Annotated in this window: 15 protein-coding genes; 7 read left to right on the forward strand and 8 right to left on the reverse strand. The window is 62.1% G+C overall.

The window, feature by feature from the left end:
• Position 1: 1 nt before the first annotated feature.
• From U5O12_RS15770 to U5O12_RS15785, 4 genes are read left to right on the forward strand one after another with little or no spacing between them, the layout of a single operon-like run.
• The gene (locus U5O12_RS15770) at positions 2–2239 is read left to right on the forward strand and encodes a glycoside hydrolase family 2 protein (protein WP_322579557.1); all 2238 of its coding nucleotides are present in this window, start codon (positions 2–4) and stop codon (positions 2237–2239) included.
• A gap of 26 nt (positions 2240–2265) precedes the next feature.
• Positions 2266–3366: a sn-glycerol-3-phosphate ABC transporter ATP-binding protein UgpC gene (locus U5O12_RS15775; RefSeq protein WP_322579558.1), complete on the forward strand. Its 1101-nt coding sequence runs from the start codon at positions 2266–2268 to the stop codon at positions 3364–3366.
• An 8-nt stretch (positions 3367–3374) separates the two neighbouring features.
• A complete protein-coding gene (locus U5O12_RS15780) occupies positions 3375–5549 on the forward strand; it encodes an alpha-galactosidase (protein WP_322579559.1) in 2175 nt (724 codons plus the stop codon).
• A gap of 60 nt (positions 5550–5609) precedes the next feature.
• Complete coding sequence (locus tag U5O12_RS15785) at positions 5610–5924, forward strand: rhodanese-like domain-containing protein (protein ID WP_322579560.1); 315 nt, start codon at positions 5610–5612, stop codon at positions 5922–5924.
• Between the two features lie 24 nt (positions 5925–5948).
• On the opposite strand, the gene U5O12_RS15790 is transcribed toward U5O12_RS15785, so the two are convergent.
• On the reverse strand, positions 5949–6953 hold the full coding sequence (locus U5O12_RS15790) for a DUF1176 domain-containing protein (RefSeq protein ID WP_322579561.1): 1005 nt from the start codon (positions 6951–6953) through the stop codon (positions 5949–5951).
• Between the two features lie 70 nt (positions 6954–7023).
• Between U5O12_RS15790 and U5O12_RS15795 the strand changes: the two genes are divergently transcribed.
• Positions 7024–7527: a DNA-deoxyinosine glycosylase gene (locus U5O12_RS15795; protein ID WP_322579562.1), complete on the forward strand. Its 504-nt coding sequence runs from the start codon at positions 7024–7026 to the stop codon at positions 7525–7527.
• 123 nt (positions 7528–7650) lie between these two features.
• Here U5O12_RS15795 and U5O12_RS15800 read toward each other — a convergent pair whose 3' ends face one another.
• The 4 genes from U5O12_RS15800 to U5O12_RS15815 all read right to left on the reverse strand — a co-directional run bounded on the left by U5O12_RS15800 (position 7651) and on the right by U5O12_RS15815 (position 11138).
• Positions 7651–9171, reverse strand: coding sequence for an ATP-binding protein (locus tag U5O12_RS15800; RefSeq protein WP_322579563.1), 1521 nt, complete (start codon positions 9169–9171; stop codon positions 7651–7653).
• A 130-nt stretch (positions 9172–9301) separates the two neighbouring features.
• The gene (locus U5O12_RS15805) at positions 9302–9823 is read right to left on the reverse strand and encodes a retropepsin-like aspartic protease (protein WP_322579564.1); all 522 of its coding nucleotides are present in this window, start codon (positions 9821–9823) and stop codon (positions 9302–9304) included.
• 65 nt (positions 9824–9888) lie between these two features.
• A complete protein-coding gene (locus U5O12_RS15810; RefSeq protein WP_322579565.1) occupies positions 9889–10446 on the reverse strand; it encodes a DUF6036 family nucleotidyltransferase in 558 nt (185 codons plus the stop codon).
• On the reverse strand, positions 10443–11138 hold the full coding sequence (locus U5O12_RS15815; protein ID WP_322579566.1) for a helix-turn-helix transcriptional regulator: 696 nt from the start codon (positions 11136–11138) through the stop codon (positions 10443–10445). The genes U5O12_RS15810 and U5O12_RS15815 overlap by 4 nt, the downstream gene beginning before the upstream one ends.
• A gap of 330 nt (positions 11139–11468) precedes the next feature.
• Between U5O12_RS15815 and U5O12_RS15820 the strand changes: the two genes are divergently transcribed.
• Complete coding sequence (locus U5O12_RS15820) at positions 11469–12449, forward strand: IS30 family transposase (protein WP_322578420.1); 981 nt, start codon at positions 11469–11471, stop codon at positions 12447–12449.
• On the opposite strand, the gene U5O12_RS15825 is transcribed toward U5O12_RS15820, so the two are convergent.
• Complete coding sequence (locus U5O12_RS15825; protein WP_322579567.1) at positions 12411–13238, reverse strand: HNH endonuclease; 828 nt, start codon at positions 13236–13238, stop codon at positions 12411–12413. The two genes, U5O12_RS15820 and U5O12_RS15825, sit on opposite strands and share 39 nt — an antisense overlap.
• Positions 13239–13282: 44 nt before the next feature.
• Positions 13283–13795 carry a hypothetical protein gene (locus U5O12_RS15830; RefSeq protein ID WP_322579568.1) on the reverse strand — a complete coding sequence of 171 codons (513 nt, stop codon included), beginning with the start codon at positions 13793–13795 and terminating at the stop codon, positions 13283–13285.
• An 83-nt stretch (positions 13796–13878) separates the two neighbouring features.
• Between U5O12_RS15830 and U5O12_RS15835 the strand changes: the two genes are divergently transcribed.
• Complete coding sequence (locus tag U5O12_RS15835) at positions 13879–14976, forward strand: 3-deoxy-7-phosphoheptulonate synthase (protein WP_322579569.1); 1098 nt, start codon at positions 13879–13881, stop codon at positions 14974–14976.
• Positions 14977–14985: 9 nt separating this feature from the next.
• Here the strand turns inward: U5O12_RS15835 and U5O12_RS15840 are convergent, their stop codons facing one another.
• The gene (locus U5O12_RS15840) at positions 14986–16104 is read right to left on the reverse strand and encodes a M48 family metallopeptidase (protein WP_322579570.1); all 1119 of its coding nucleotides are present in this window, start codon (positions 16102–16104) and stop codon (positions 14986–14988) included.
• Positions 16105–16115 lie beyond the last annotated feature (11 nt).

Genomic DNA, 16115 nt, shown 5'->3' on the forward strand with positions numbered 1-16115 from the left:
CATGCGTACCGTTACCAAGCTCGTCTCGGGCTGGACCTTCCACACCTCTTTTGCGTCCGAACTGATCACCAAGGCCCAGCCAGGCGCCGCCGTGCGCCTGCCGCACAACGCCGTCGACCTAGACATGACCTACTTCGACGAGCGCAGTTTCCAGAAAGAATTTGCCTACCAGTACACCCTGGCGTGGACACCCGACATGACAGGCCGCGAAGTGGCCCTGCGCTTTGACGGCGCCATGGCCAACAGCGTGGTCTGGGTCAACGGCCAGCAAGTGGCTGCGCACAAAGACGGCTACACCCCCTTCAGCGCCCGCCTGACCGGCTTGCTCAAAGAGGGCGACAACCTCATCACCGTCAAAGTAGACGGTAGCGAGAACCCCGAAATCCCCCCCTTCGGTGGCCAGATCGACTACCTGACCTACGCCGGCATTTACCGCGACGTGTGGCTGCAAGTGACCGACACGGTGTCAATTGCCAACCTGAAGGTGGAAACGTCGAATGAGCTGACGGACGCAAAGGGAGTTCTGGTCAAGGGTTTCATCGCCAACCCCACCAACGCCCCCATCAGCGGCAAAGCCTTGGTGGAACTCTGCAAGGTGGATGGCACGGTACTGCAGCAGCAAACTGTGGCCGTGTCGGGCGCTGGCTTTGAAGCGAACTTCGCGCAACTGACAGGCCTCAAGCTCTGGGAGCTGGACGCACCGCAGCTCTACCTGGTGCGTGCCACCATGGACAACCGCGACCAGCTCAGCACCCGTTTTGGCTTCCGCACTGCGCGATTCACCACCGAAGGCTTTTTCCTCAATGACAAGCACGTCAAGATTCGCGGCCTGAACCGCCACCAAAGCTTCCCCTACGTGGGCTACGCCATGGGCCAGCGCGCGCAGGCCAAAGACGCCGACGTGATGAAGGACTTGCTCAAGTGCAACCTGGTGCGCACCTCGCACTACCCGCAGTCCACCTACTTCCTGGACCGCTGCGACGAAATCGGCCTGCTGGTGTTTGAAGAGATTCCGGGCTGGCAGCACATCGGCGGCCAGGCCTGGCAAGACGAGTCGGTCGAGAACGTGCGCCGCATGGTCGAGCGCGACTGGAACCACCCCTCCATCATCATTTGGGGCGTGCGCATCAACGAGTCGCAGGACAACCACGACTTCTACACCCGCACCAACGCCATGGCCCGCAGCCTGGACAGCACCCGCCAGACCGGCGGCGTGCGTTACATCGAAAACAGCGAGCTGCTGGAAGACGTGTACACCGTGAACGACTTCTGCCACGTGGCCACCGAGGAATGGATGAAGGGCATTGCGCCTACACCGCTGCGCCAGCCCCGCCAGGTGACGGGCTTGGACCACGAGGTGCCGTATTTGGTGACCGAGTTCAACGGCCACATGTACCCCACCAAGCGCATCGACCCCGAAGACCGCCAGGCCGAGCATGTGCGCCGTCATCTGGATGTGCTGAACAAGGCCTACGAGAACCCCGTGATCAGCGGCGCCATCGGCTGGTGCATGTTTGACTACAACACGCACAAAGACTTCGGTGCGGGCGACCGCATCTGCCACCACGGGGTAATGGACATCTTCCGCGAGCCCAAGTTCGCCGCCTGGGGCTACACCAGCCAGTGCAGCCCGGCCGAACAAGCGGTGCTGCAGCCCGTGACCTACTGGGCCCGTGGCGAGAAAGACCGCTGCGAGGTGTTGCCCCTGATCGTGCTGACCAACTGCGACTACGTGGAACTGCAAGTCGGCGACTTTGCCCCCAAACGTGCTGAGCCTGACCGCGAGCGCTACCCGCACCTGCCACATGCGCCGGTGATTTTTGACAGCCGCCACGTCAACATGAACGACCTGGGTGCCTGGGGCATGCTGTGGCGCGACGCCACCGTCACCGGCTATATCAACGGCAAAGCCGTCTCCACCGTCAAGCTCTCCGGCAACCCGGTGCCTACCACCTTGCAAGTGCAGGTGGACGACACGGCCCTGCACGCCCATGAAAAAGACGCCACCCGCGTCATCGTGCGCGCGCTGGACCAAGCTGGCCGCCTGTTGCCCTTCATGGACGATGTAGTGCAGGTCGAGGTGACAGGCGCTGCCAAGCTGCTGGGCCCGGACCTGCTGACGCTCAAGGGCGGCACCACCGGCTTCTGGGTGGAGACCACCGGCGCCGTGGGCAACATCAGCGTGCGCGTATCCACCCGCCGCATGGGCGAACAGCGCGTGACGCTGCAAGCCGCGTAAATTACGGAGTCGACGAGGAATAGAACATGGCAGACGTCAAACTCACCCAGGTCCGCAAATCATTCGGCGAGATCGACATCATCCGGGGCGTGGACCTCGACATCAAACACGGCGAGTTCGTGGTGTTCGTGGGCCCCTCCGGCTGCGGCAAGTCGACGCTGTTGCGCGCCATCTCGGGCCTGGAAGACATCACCAGTGGCGAGCTGCGCATCGGCGAACAGGTCATGAACCATGTGGACCCGTCCAAGCGCGGTATTGCCATGGTGTTCCAGAGCTACGCGCTCTACCCCCACATGACCGTGCGCGAAAACATGGGCTTCGCCCTGAAGCACGCCGGTGTGGCCAAAGACGTGGTCAAGAGCAAGGTCGACGCTGCGGCCAAAATTTTGGGCCTGGAGCCGCTGATGGACCGCAAACCCAAGGCCCTGTCGGGCGGGCAGCGCCAGCGCGTGGCCATTGGGCGCGCCATCGTGCGTGACCCCGAGGTGTTTTTGTTTGACGAGCCACTCTCCAACCTCGACGCCGAGCTGCGCGTGCACATGCGCATCGAGATTGCGCGTCTGCACCGCGAGCTGGGCAGCACCATCATCTACGTCACGCACGACCAGGTGGAGGCCATGACCCTGGCCGACAAAATCGTGGTGCTGCGCGCCGGTGTGGTGGAACAGGTGGGTGCCCCGCTGGAGCTGTATGACAACCCGGCCAACACCTTTGTGGCGGGCTTCATCGGTTCGCCACGCATGAACTTCTTTGACGGTACCGTCAGCGGCCACAACCGCTTCAACGGCGTGAACCAATGCCAGGTGACGCTCGCCGGTTTCAACAACGCAGTGGTGAACCTGCCACTGGATGGGACATTGCCCCCGGTAGGCACTGAAGTGTCCGTGGGCGTGCGGCCCGAGCACTTTGTGGAGGACGGCAGCGCCACGCTGCCCGTCACCATCGACATGATGGAGCACCTGGGCGGTGAGACCTTTGTGTATGGCCGTTCTGCCAGCGGTGTGATGGTGGTGATGGAAAGCAAACACGGCCGCAGCCTGCGCTCGGGCCAAGCTTTGGAAGCACGCTTTGATGCGGCCAAGGCCCTGCTGTTCGACAAGAGCGGCGCCCGCATTTACTGCAACTGAACTGCGCCATGCCCACCCACGCGCCCGAGGCCTCTGCCGACTTCATCACCCTGCACGGCACCTATACCAGCGTGGTGCTGGAAGCGCGCCCGTTTGAGGCCCCGCTGTGGCGCTATTGGGGCCCGCGCCTGCCAGACCACTGCGTGCCGCTGGCCCCGCTGCGCGATGGCCGTGCCATCCCGCCCAGCAGCATGGAGTTTGACCAGCCGCTGACGGTGGCGCCCACCTTTGGCGTGGGTTGGTATATGCAGAGCGCGCTGCTGGCCCACCGCAACGGGCAACAGTTTGCACAGCAGTTCACCGGCTGCCACATCGAGACCCTGGCAGCGGGCCAACGCATTGCAGTTCATCTGACCGACAGCGTGGCGCAACTGCGTCTGGTGCTGCAGGTAACGCTGGATGCGCACGATGTGCTGCAACTGCGCAGCGAGCTGTTCAACGACGGCACGGATGTGCTGGACGTGCAATGGCTGGCCGCAGGCACCGTGCCGCTGCCCGGCGATGCGCACACCGTGCGCTCTTACACCGGCCAGTGGGCCAACGAGTTCCAGCTACAGGAAGACGCACTCTCGCGCAGCCTGTGGCAGCGCGAGAACCGGCGCGGCCGCACCTCGCACGACAGCTTTCCGGGCGCCGTGGTCACCACACCGGGCGCCACCCAGCACAGCGGCACCGTGTATGGCGCGCAGCTGGCCTGGTCGGGCAACCACCGCCAGGCGATTGAGTGGCTGCACGACGGGCAGTACCAATGGCAGATGGGCGAATGGCTGGCACCGGGCGAAGTGCGCCTGGCCGCGGGTGAATCGCTGCAAACACCCACGCTGGTGGCCAGCTGCTCCACACAGGGCCTGAACGGCCTGGCCGCCAACTTCCACGCCACGGTGCGCAGCCGCCTGCCCTGGCCCGGTGGCCGCATGCGCCCGCGCCCGGTACATCTGAACACCTGGGAAGCGGTCTACTTTGACCACCGCACCGACGACATCCGCGCCCTGGCCGCTGCCGCCGCCAGCGTGGGGGTGGAGCGCTTTGTGCTGGACGACGGCTGGTTCCAAGGCCGCCACAGCGACCAGGCCGCCCTGGGCGACTGGTGGCCGGATGCGGGCAAGTACCCGCACGGCCTGCAACCCTTGGCGCAGTACGTGAACGAACTGGGTATGGAGTTTGGCCTGTGGGTAGAACCCGAAATGGTCAGCCCCGACAGCCAGCTCTTCCGCACCCATCCCGACTGGGCGCTACAGCTCGAAGGTCGCCCCCTGCTGACCATGCGCAACCAGCTGGTACTGGACGTGGCCCGCCCTGAGGTGGCGGACTACCTGTTTGCCAAGCTCGACACGCTGCTGCACAACGTGCCCATTGCCTACCTCAAGTGGGACATGAACCGCGACCTGACCACGGCAGGCAACGTACTGGGGCGCCCCGCCTACCGCAGCTTCGTGCATGCGCTGTACGCGCTGTGGGACCGCGTGCGCGCCGCCCACCCGCAGCTGGAGATCGAGAGCTGCGCTTCCGGCGGCGCCCGGCTGGACATGGGCGCACTGGCACACACCCACCGCGTCTGGACCAGCGACTGCAACGACGCCTTGTCGCGCGTGGCCATCCAGCGCGGTGCGCTGCAGTTCTTGCCGCCCGAGATTTTGGGTGCCCACATTGGCCCCGCACCCGCGCACACCACGGGCCGCAGCCAGAGCCTGAACTTCCGCGCCGGTGTGGCCATCAGCGGGCACCTCGGCATTGAGGCCGATGTACGCCACCTGAGCGACACCGAACGCATGGCGCTGAGCCGTTGGGTCGGCCTGTACAAGCAGCTGCGTAACCGCCTGCACACCGGCCAGGTCTGGCTGGGCGAGGCTGGCGACGGCGTGCTATGGCAGGCCCATGGCGATGCGAACGCCAGCGAAGTGCTGCTGCTGGTCTACCGCACCACGCCCACCAGCCACCGCAACACGCCGCCGCTGCGCCTGCCCATGCTGCGCCCCGCAGCGCACTACACCATCGAGCGACTGGACCCGACACCGCCCGACTGGACCAGCAGCCCGCTCAATGACGCCGCGCTGGCCGCCGGTGCCCAACAAGCCCTGCCACCCACGGCGCACGGCGCGTGGCTGGCTGCGGTGGGCCTGCCGTTGCCGCGCATGAACGCTGAGAGCGCACTGATCTACCGGCTGCGCTTCATCCCGCAATAGGCCAAGTTGGCGCGAGGCGGCGACAATCGGAAGGAAACCACCACCTTCCGGGGCTCCCGCATGAAAACACTCGTCGCCAGCATCACCCTTGCCCTGATGGCCCTCTCGGCCCAGGCCAAAGACGTCATCATCGATGTGCGCAGTCCGCAGGAATTTGCCGCCGGGCATGTGGAAGGGGCCATCAATATCGAGCACACCGCCATTGCCCAGGAAATTGCCAAGGCCGGCGTGAGCAAAGACGACACAGTGCTGCTGTATTGCCAGAGCGGCCGGCGCAGCGGCATCGCGCTGGACACACTCAAGGGCATGGGCTTCAGCAAAGCCCAGAACGTTGGCGGCATTGAGCTGGCCCGCAAAACGCTGTCCAAAAAGTAAGGCCGCGTCTCGCCAACGCCCGATTCAGGGCACAAGCTCGGCGGTGAAGGTTCTCAGGCTGTAGCCGCCCTGCGCCATTCCGCGGCACAGCGGGGCTGTTGATGCGTCGGTGAGCACGAAGCCCTTGTCCGTCCAGACCCAGGCATAGTCGGCCCCGCAGTCGTTCACGCCACGCCCCTTGGCGTAAGAGCTCAGGCGCCCATCCTCAAAGCTGGCGTTCATGACGTAGTCGCTGGTTTCGCCACCGGGCATCGGCAGCTCCAGCCGCTTGGCGCGATAGGGCGGCTTGCTGTTGGCAAGCCACAGGCCGCTACCGCCCTGGTAGGCCCCCCGGCCGCATTCCCGCATCACCAGCACCTGCGTAGCGGAGACGCGCGTAATCGACGTCTCGGGGTCGTTGTCGTCGGGCATGTCGTCCCAGCAATCGCGCTCTTTGACGGATTTCAGGATGGGTTGCAGCAGCGCCTCGTCGGCTTTGCTGGTGCCCGGCAGCGTTGCAGCCCGGACCTTCGGAGCGGGCAAGGGCGGCAAGACCGAGGCTTCCGGCTTTTTGCCCTTGCGAAGCAAGGCGCCCGGCGTGCCGACGCGGCCCTGCACATCGTCCATCTTGAGCAGCGCTGCATTGCTGCCGGCCAGAGACACCTCCCAACGCTTGCCACCATCGGCCAGCGTCAGCTTCTGGCCTACCAGCACATGCGCCAGCAGCTGCTGGGTCTGGGTCGGGCTCAGGTCTTCGCCACGGGCCAGGCCCTTGAGTGTTGTACTGCCCAAGCGCAGAGTCAGCTGTCGCGGGTCTTCACTGTCATTCACATCCAGCTGCACCCGCACTGGGGCATTCGGTCCCGCGTCGCGCGACAACCAGAGCACCACGGGCTCCGACGCCGAATCTTCGCTTTGGTAGGCCACGGCTTCACAGTGGCGTGTGTTGTCGCAGGCCACCGCCCAATCCTTGTAGACAAAGGCCTGGGCGTGCGCCATGCCCGCGAGGGCGAGGAGGGACAGTACGGCGGTGTGCGGAATGAAATGCATGCTGGGCGGGCTCACTGGCAGGGTCAGAACATTGGCGAGAATAGCGCAGCAACATCCACCTGATCCGCCCATGCCCACCACTGTGCTCACCGGCCTGCCGCCACTGGTGTCGCCCGCCACGCGGGTGCTGATTCTGGGCAGCTTTCCCGGCGTGCGTTCGCTGCAAACGCAGCAGTATTACGGCCACCCGCAAAACCAGTTTTGGCGCATCTTGCAAGCCATTTGGCCCCTTAGCCCCCATGAAATAAGCGCAAGCAGCTATGAAAACCGTAGCAAATGGCTGCTGGAGCGCGGCTTGGGCGTGTGGGACGTGTACGCCAGTTGCGAGCGCGAAGGCAGCCTGGACAGTGCCATCCGCAACGCGGTGCCCAACGACATCGCTGCGCTGCACCTGCCGCAGCTACAGGCCATCGCCCACAACGGCGGCGAAAGCTTCAAACACGCCCGCCACACCCGCACCCTGGGCGTGCCCGTCTACCAGCTCCCCAGCACCAGCCCGGCCAATGCCAGCTGGAGCTTTGAGCGCAAGCTGGCAGCGTGGCGGGAGGTGATGGAGCAGCATGGCTTGGTTTAAGGCCATAGGGCACTTTGGATAATGGGAAATTGGCTAAGTCTTTGTTTATTAAAGATAATTTTGCTTCTCAGCTTTCATTATCCAGCGGGTTAGATAATGAAATTGTGCGAAGCGCACGACCCATTAGCTCCCTTCCGGTTGTATGTCGTGCAGTAAATCAGCATCTAGCTGACTCGGCTTGCGATAGACCGTGTTGCGCTTGCCCCGCGTGTCGTCACTCACAAGAAGCCCCTGAACAACCCACTTTTGCAGCTGCTTTGAGGACTTCAAGGTGTCCAAGCCCGTAATTTGACAAAGTGCACCGTTGCTAATTGGGCCGTTGCGATCCATCCAATCGCTCACTTGCTCCCACACCGGAGGGCGCTCTTCATTCAACAGCGTCACCACGATCGCCTCTTGCGCCTGATCACGTATTTCTCGGTACTGTGGGGGATACAGATTGCCAGCACGCATCAAACTAAACATCATTCTGACCCCTTCGCCTGCATCCACGTTTGGCGGGACAGGGAACTCACGCAAATTGCTTGCAATGAGTGGGTTGCGTGAAAAGGACCCCATCTTGTGCACAGTGGCTGCAGTGATGCGCCCCGGAAACAGCCCTGGACTAATGACTTCAATACGGTTGTCGAAGATACGTATCTGAACATCACGGTTCAACCGATAGTCCCGATGAATCAGTGCATTGGTGATCGCTTCTTTGATCACACGCACAGGATAGCGATGCACGGTTTGAAAACCAGACGCCGCCAAAGTAAGCCCCTGCGCAAGCTCATCTTGCACATACGCATCAACTTGTGAAATCAGTTGATAAACCTGACCAGAAAATGTTTTCGGCGGCCTCTTCAAATTGGGCACGTCCCCCAATTGCTCCAATGTGCCTTTGTAATGAAACACCCTTACATCAGCGCGGGTCCCCGACGCTGCCAACAGAGCCCCTGGATGATCCGCAAACAAAAGCACGGCAGCTCGTAATGGCTTGAGCACACCACTAGCCTTTTTTGCCAACCCAATGCGGTACAACTGATCTGCAATGTCTGTGGAGGCTAGTCCACGCCCTTGCAGGAAAAGGCGCCAAACCCCGGTATCCAGCAAGTCAAAGTCCACATCAACCGGCTCACTTTCTGCACTATGAACGCCACGGCGGTATGAAAGGTCGGTGATCTCGCTTGCAACCATTTCACGATTACTTGCAGGCAAGCGGATCCATGTACCGCCGTCAATGATCGAATGAACTTTGTCGCTAGGGGGTACCTGAATGCAAATTAATTGATCTAGCTTGCCATCGCGCAACTCGGTCATCAAAAACCAAGGCTGGATACCGGAGATGGGCGGGGTAAAGTTAGTGCGGACTTTGCGCAGTAATTCATCAACTGCTTCTGGATTTTCTTGCACGCCATAAAGGCGGTCACGCCCTGTAGCTTTATCAAAATCCTCCACGCCTAGCATTAGCCACCCGCCGTGGGTGTTTGCAAAAGCACAAATGGTCTGCAATGCCTTGCCAACCATTTTTCCTGAAACTCTTTTGGTCTCCAACTGCAAGGTCTCGCGCCCCTGCAGCACAGAGTCCAACAAAGATTCCGCCATTGCCTTCGGCATTGGAGACATGCCCCATCCATTTTCAAGTAATTTAGGGTAATCGATCATGGGTTCAGTGGCTTTTAGTGGCTTTGCTTGCGGGAGTCTACAAAACCCAGATGCCGACTGGCGCTTTGAGCGCAAACTGGCAGCGTGGCGGGCGGTGATGGAGCGGCATGGCTTGGTGTGAGTCATACGTTCACTGCGACTTGGGTCTGAGCGTCATTTGTTTGTCGGACAGCGTGATCTCGAACTGATTCAAAAAGCTCTGGCCCAGCAGCGCCTCGTCGGGCTCCGCGCCCACCAGCCCCACACCGACCCGCACACCCGACACCTGCGCGGGCCCCAGAGACACCGGCACACCCGTCAGCACACGCCCCTGCAAATCGCCGTTGGCCGTTTTGAACACCGTGGGCGTGCCGCCCACCAGTCCCGCCTGCTGCGCGAACGCCTCGCTCACCGTCACCATGGACGCGCCCGTGTCCACCAAAAACCGCGCCGGCTTGCCGCCCACCGTGCCCGTGGCATAGAAGTGGCCATCGCGCGACATGGGAATCACCAACACCCCACCGGGCAACACCGCCACCGGCTTGGGCTTGAGGTACTGGGCGGACAGCAGGTACAACACGCCCATGACCGCCAGCCACACGGCCACGATCGCCATGGGGCCCCACTTGAGGCTGGTGGGGAGGTCGTTGGAGGGAGGGGTGGAATTAGCCATGCGTTGATGATTTTTACCTAGGATCGCAACACTGGCTGCGTGGCAGGAGGTGATGGAGCGGCACATCAGCCCTCTGGAATGACATGCCCCGCGTCTCGGGCAATCGCAATCCATCGGCGGATACGGGCACTCAGGGCGCGCTGATTCACATCAGGCGGCATGTTTTTCACCAAGGCCAACGCCTCGGAAGGGCGCAGGTACTGGTGCACCAACAGCGCCGTACAAAACTCCATGTCCTTGGCGCGCCCGGCGGCGGCCTTGGACAAAAACAGATCCAGCACCCCAATGCAATAACCCACGCCGGTGGCAAAAGAGGCCTCTGGCACCCGCACCACCCGGGCACGCCAATCGTGCGGGAGTTTGGCCGTGTGGATATCCACACCTTGGGCGTAGTAGCCATTTGTTTCGTGGAAAACCGAACCCTCGCCAATGGCACCATCGATCAACTCGGACAGCGCAGGATTGTTGAGCGGATAAATGTCGGCCTCGGCCGAAACCGTCAGCTCTGCAGGTGGGTTGGGGTGGGTACCCAGAATGGCCTGACTCCCGATGACCACCAACTCGTACTCCTGCGTAATCTCGCTGCAGGCCCGGATCAGGTGTTCCAAGTCGATGCGCCTCATGACTCGGCTCCCTGTATTGGCTGCCCCAAGGTCACACCGGTTTTGAGCTGTGACACTTCGTTCAAGATGGACTGACGCACCTCGGCGGGTAACACGATCGTGAGCGGAGACGCCTGACGCAACTGCTGTGCATGCACAGAGCGCCCGGTCGCTCGCCGGAACGCCCCGGTCTGCAGCATCTGCTGCCACTCACGCCACAAGGGCGCAGAACGGCTGCCGGCGTCAGCATCCAGCCACTTTTGCACGACCTGCCTGGCCTGATCGCGCAGCGCAGCATCGGCCTTGACGAGCCGCACCGCAGCTGCATGCAAGGCCAAGCTCTGCAAGTCTTGCACCTGATGGCGGCCCGCATCCGCAGACACCGTGACCTGCACCACAGGCCGCGCCCGGAGCGAGCGCCCTGCCGCCGTGCCCGGTTGCACGGCTTGCATTACGTCGCTGGCCACCATCGCCAGCTCGCCACTCAAGCCCAAGCACGCCATCACCCGCAAATAGGAACCCATGGATGCATTAGGGTCCCCCGACTCCACCGCATACAAGGTGGTGCGCGACATGCCCGCCTGCTGCGCCACCGCCACGGTGCCCAGCCCCCGCGCCTTGCGTGTGCGCTTGATGCGGTCGCCGAGCTGGTGCAGCAGTTGCATGTCCAGCACGGAAAGGCTATTGGCTTGGGGCGGGAGTGGATTGCTCATTTGTCCAGCATAGTAGTCAAAATAATGTTATTTGTCTATTTTGATGGACGGATGATCAGCTATTTTTCATCAGCTGTGGTGACACCGGCTGGAGCTTCGAACGCAAGCTGGCGGCTTGGCGGGAGGTGGTGGAGCGGTGTGGCTTGGCTTAAGAGTCAAATCAGGCTCTGGCGCTCGTGGATATTGCGCGAACAGCTATTAAAAGCAGAGCAAATAAGTCTATAAAAAGCGCGGATTCAAGTCCGAAGTGCAACTTTGTAATTAACCGGTTGGGTGGGCGAGATGTGAGAGCATCCGAGCCCCTCGACCGCCAAGTCAAAGTTGCCCTGAATGACCTATACACATCTCACCCAAGACGAACGCTACCAGATTGCCATCCTCGCCAAAGCCCATCATGACCAAAGTAGCATTGCGCAACTGATGGGGCGCCACAAGTCAACCATTAGTCGGGAGCTGCGCCGCAACCGGGGTTTGCGCGGCTACCGCCCCAAGCAAGCCCATCAGCTCTCACAGGAGCGTATGTCTGCCTGCCAAAACGGCCGCAGGATTGCTGATGCGATATGGGTCGTGGTGGATAGCAAACTTGACCTTGCCTGGAGTCCCGAACAAATCAGCGGCTACCTTGAAGTCAATGGGCAACCGGGCGTCAGTCATGAGAGCATCTATCAGCGGATCTACGCCGACAAACGATGCGGTGGCACTTTGCACCAGACGCTACGCTGCCAAAAGGCCCGCAAGAAGCGTTACGGGGGCCGTGAGCGGCGTGGCACCATTCCCAATCAGGTCTCGATAGAGCTACGCCCCGACATCGTGGACCAGCGCGCCAGATTTGGGGACTGGGAGGCTGATCTGGTCATCGGTGCAGGGCAGAAGCAGGCGCTGGTGACGATGAACGAGCGCACCTCTCGCTATTCTTTGATCGCCCACGTGCCATTCAAGACGGCCCAAGCCGTGGGCGACACCATGATTGCCTTGTTGCAGCCGTTCGCACATTGCGTGCACACACTCACGACGGACAATGGCAAGGAGTTTGCGCAGCATGAGCGTGTGGCCTCATCCCTGAACGCAGACTTCTTCTTTGCGCATCCCTATGCCTCCTGGGAGCGCGGGGCCAACGAAAACATGAACGGTCTTATCCGTCAGTTCTTCCCAAAGAAGATGGCCTTTGATTCCATCAAGCAAAAGGACATTGCCTTTGCCATGGATCGCCTCAATCATCGTCCCAGAAAGTGCCTGGGCTTCAAGACGCCCCATGAAGTTTTTATGAACCAGTTACAGTTCCATCAACAAGCCGTTGCACTTCGAGCTTGAATCCGCCAAGCCAAAATGGGTGGCGTGCCACGTTAAAAAGCTAGGTGCAGGCGCGAATCTTGAAAGCATACGAATGGGCGCTTTGTCGAACCGCAACAATGCGTCTTGCATAAAGGCATCGGCGGTCTTCGCTTTGAGCTTGGGGCTCACTCGCACGGTGTAGTCAGGCAGGACCGTCATCAACCCCTGATCGTAGGCGCGGTCATGCAGGGCGGAAAGACAAAGGCCGTTCTGCGGATTCAAGCGGTTGTGCGTGTCTTCACTCCAGGGAACGATATGGCTGGCAATGAGCAGACGCTCATCTTGCAAACCGCTGATGCAGCAGGTGCTGTCATAACCCACTAAAACAGACTTGCGAAAGCGGGCTTGATTTACGCGCACTTGAACAGTGGCGGTCCGGGTGCGCCCCAGTTCCGTGGGAGGCAACTCAAGATCCACAACTTCTGCAAGCTCCAGCCCGTGACCTGCCGCCAGCTTTCCATAAATGGAGGCTGCTTCGAGGACCACGGCATCCCAATTCGCCAAGAGCTCTTTCCAAACCGCTTTGTCCACCTTGGATGCCCCGTCCATCCCCTTGCGTCCAGACGCAAGCACTGCAGGATCGAGGCTGGCTAAGTTGCACAGCTTTAACGCCACCGAGTTAGCAGTTCGATTAATCCAAACTGCTAACTCCTTGATCTTGGGGTTGCGCGCATGGAGCTGCCCGTAGTTCAGCTGCAGGTAGATATGCAACCCTGCCAGTACCTGCTCTCGCGTCCAGTCGTTGCGTGGCTTTGTCTCTTTGGGCATACCGCCTTCCTCCTTGAAAAGCAGTATGCCAGGCAGACATCCAATTACTTCGGCATCGGGTTGTGTGCAATCCGATAACCAGCCCGCTTGCTCGTCCTGAACGTGTCCTTAGGTGGCAAACATTCGGTAGGCGGCACGTAGTAAACCGTCCAATCGCCGTAGTACTTTCCAGCGTAAATCAGCATGTCGCCATTGGTCTCCAAATGTAGGTGCGTCAGATCATCGCCAAAGTATCTCTTCGCGTCGCAGTCGGATTCGAACTCGATCTTCACGTCGTTCGCATAGGTGGTGTGGCACCACACCAGTGGACCGATGGTGGGTCCATTGAAGCCCCAGCCATCCATCTTTTGGTTAGGGTCGTCCCGTCCATGGAAGAGTCCCAAGTACAAACCGGGCTTGGCAGGGCTCAGGCCGTACTCAGGAATTGCGTCGTCAGTCTGCACATTTATCGTCATCACCTTCTCCTTTGAAAAGGGCGAAGCGTAGGGAGCTTCCATCGCTTTGTGACCCAGGGCTTTGCCTGGGGTGACAGCGCAATTTCCAACAGCGAAACTCATGGAGGCGGAGTGCACCTAAAATGCGAATCAAATCACCCTCTAGCCCCCGCAAAATATGCGCGAGCAGCTATTAAATTCATAGTATGACTACCTCCACCATCGCCGCCCTGACCACCCACGACACCACGCGCATTGACGATGTGCGCATCGGCGCGGTGCGCCCGCTCATCACCCCCGCGCTGCTGGAAGAAAAGCTGCCGGTGCCGGCCGCGGCCGAGGCGCTGGTGGAGAGCAGCCGGGCGGCCATCTCGCGCATCCTGCAGGGGCAGGACGACCGGCTGGTGGTGGTGGTGGGGCCCTGCTCCATCCACGACCATAGCCAGGCAATGGAATACGCGCGCCTGCTGAAGGCGCAGGCCGATGCGCTGAGTGCCGACCTGCTGGTGGTGATGCGCGTGTACTTTGAAAAGCCGCGCACCACCGTGGGCTGGAAGGGCTACATCAACGACCCGCACCTGGACGGCAGCTTTGCCATCAATGAAGGGCTGGAGATGGCGCGCAAGCTGTTGCTCGACATTCTGGACATTGGCCTGCCTGCGGCGACCGAGTTTTTGGATTTGCTCTCGCCGCAGTTCATCAGCGAGCTGGTGAGCTGGGGTGCCATTGGCGCGCGCACCACCGAGAGCCAGAGCCACCGCCAGCTGGCCAGCGGCCTGAGCTGCCCCGTGGGCTTCAAGAACGGTACCGATGGCGGCATCAAGGTGGCCACCGACGCCATCCAGGCCGCGCAAGGCGCGCACGCCTTCATGGGCATGACCAAGATGGGCCAGGCCGCCATCTTCGAGACACGCGGCAACAACGACTGCCATGTGATCCTGCGCGGCGGCAAGGCGCCCAACTACTCTGCCGCCGACATTGACGCGGCCTGCGCCTTGCTCAAGGCGGCCGGCTTGCGCGAGCAGGTGATGGTAGACGTGAGCCATGCCAACAGCAGCAAGCAGCACGCGCGCCAGATTGTGGTGGCGCAAGACGTGGCCGCGCAGATTGCCGCTGGCGATGCACGCATTACCGGCCTGATGATCGAGAGCCACCTGAACGAAGGGCGCCAGGACATCGTGGACGGCAAGCCGCTACAGCACGGCGTGAGCGTGACGGATGCCTGCATCAGCTGGGCGCAGACCGTGCCGGTGCTGGAGCAGCTGGCGGCTGCCGTACGGCAGCGCCGCCAGGCCGCGCACTAAGCCAAGCCCTCAGGGCAGGCTGGCTTTCACCGCCGCCCAGTCCAGTGGCAGTGGCTCCCAGGGGCCGGGGTGTTGCGCGGCCAGCGCACGCAGCGCGGCTGCGCGCTCGCTGGACGCAGGGTGGGTGGACAGCAGCGCAGGCGGGGTTGCATCTTTGCTCTGCGCAGCAAGTTTGTCCATAAAGCGGGCCATGCCTTCGGGGTTGATCTTGGCGGCCACCAGGCGGCGCAGGCCCTCCATGTCGGCCTCGGTTTCGGCTTCGCGGGAGAACTTCATTTCCAGCAGGCTGGTGCTGGCTTCGCTGGGCACGGCACCGCTCCAGTCACCCAGCAGCACGGCAGCACCGGCCCGCAGGCCCATGCTTTTAACCATGCCCTGCAGGCCGTGGCGCAACTCGGCGTGGGCCACCTCGTGGGCAATGACACCTGCGGCTTCTTCGGGCGTGTCGGTGCCCTTGAGCAGGCCGCTGTAGACCACCACCACGCCACCGGGGGCGGCAAAGGCGTTCATCTCGGGCTTGTCCACCACCAGCCAGCGGTAGCGGTGCAAGGTGCCAGGGGTCAGGCGCTCACCCAGGTGCTTGACAGCGTCCACAGCGGGGCCGCTGTCGATGACGCGCATCTGCGCGCGGGTTTGCGCCAGCACCAGGTCACCCAGCCTGGCCTCTTGCGCATGCGGGATCTGCCGCACGGCCCAGTCCACCACATCGCCGCCGCGCAGCACCAGCAGGGCCAGCGCCAACACCGGCAACAGGGCTACCGCAGCCAGCGCGGCCCACCAGAGTGTGAAGCGCCGCTCCACGCCGCGTGCCGCACGCTGGGCGGCGCCGTGCGGCTGGGCCAGGGTGGCTGGCATGGTGGCGGCAAAGGCGGTGCGTGCCGCACCCGCGTCCACAAAAAACTGCACCTGACCACCCTCCGCAGGCCAGGCCACGCTGAGCTGCGCGGCGTTGAAGCCACCAGCGCTGAGCGTGGGCTGCTCGGGCGCCAGCCATTCGCGTTCAGCCACACCGTCTTGCACGCACACCACCAGCCGCCCCTGGCGCCACTGGCCGGTGGCGGGCACGCCCACCCCGTCCAGGCCGGGCGCAAACAGCCGGCCGCCAAAGATGGTGCTGGTGCTGTGCATGGCGCGTGCGC

The sequence above is a fragment of the Rhodoferax sp. genome (assembly GCF_034519335.1).
Lineage (GTDB): Bacteria > Pseudomonadota > Gammaproteobacteria > Burkholderiales > Burkholderiaceae_C > Allorhodoferax.

Excerpts from the sequence above, each read along its gene's own strand:
- U5O12_RS15770 (WP_322579557.1), top strand. The coding sequence starts at position 2 with ATGCGTACCGTTACCAAGCTCGTCTCGGGCTGGACCTTCCACACCTCT.
- U5O12_RS15775 (WP_322579558.1), top strand. The coding sequence starts at position 2,266 with ATGGCAGACGTCAAACTCACCCAGGTCCGCAAATCATTCGGCGAGATC.
- U5O12_RS15780 (WP_322579559.1), top strand. The coding sequence starts at position 3,375 with ATGCCCACCCACGCGCCCGAGGCCTCTGCCGACTTCATCACCCTGCAC.
- U5O12_RS15785 (WP_322579560.1), top strand. The coding sequence starts at position 5,610 with ATGAAAACACTCGTCGCCAGCATCACCCTTGCCCTGATGGCCCTCTCG.
- U5O12_RS15790 (WP_322579561.1), bottom strand. The coding sequence starts at position 6,953 with ATGCATTTCATTCCGCACACCGCCGTACTGTCCCTCCTCGCCCTCGCG.
- U5O12_RS15795 (WP_322579562.1), top strand. The coding sequence starts at position 7,024 with ATGCCCACCACTGTGCTCACCGGCCTGCCGCCACTGGTGTCGCCCGCC.
- U5O12_RS15800 (WP_322579563.1), bottom strand. The coding sequence starts at position 9,171 with ATGATCGATTACCCTAAATTACTTGAAAATGGATGGGGCATGTCTCCA.
- U5O12_RS15805 (WP_322579564.1), bottom strand. The coding sequence starts at position 9,823 with ATGGCTAATTCCACCCCTCCCTCCAACGACCTCCCCACCAGCCTCAAG.
- U5O12_RS15810 (WP_322579565.1), bottom strand. The coding sequence starts at position 10,446 with ATGAGGCGCATCGACTTGGAACACCTGATCCGGGCCTGCAGCGAGATT.
- U5O12_RS15815 (WP_322579566.1), bottom strand. The coding sequence starts at position 11,138 with ATGAGCAATCCACTCCCGCCCCAAGCCAATAGCCTTTCCGTGCTGGAC.
- U5O12_RS15820 (WP_322578420.1), top strand. The coding sequence starts at position 11,469 with ATGACCTATACACATCTCACCCAAGACGAACGCTACCAGATTGCCATC.
- U5O12_RS15825 (WP_322579567.1), bottom strand. The coding sequence starts at position 13,238 with ATGCCCAAAGAGACAAAGCCACGCAACGACTGGACGCGAGAGCAGGTA.
- U5O12_RS15830 (WP_322579568.1), bottom strand. The coding sequence starts at position 13,795 with ATGAGTTTCGCTGTTGGAAATTGCGCTGTCACCCCAGGCAAAGCCCTG.
- U5O12_RS15835 (WP_322579569.1), top strand. The coding sequence starts at position 13,879 with ATGACTACCTCCACCATCGCCGCCCTGACCACCCACGACACCACGCGC.
- U5O12_RS15840 (WP_322579570.1), bottom strand. The coding sequence starts at position 16,104 with ATGCACAGCACCAGCACCATCTTTGGCGGCCGGCTGTTTGCGCCCGGC.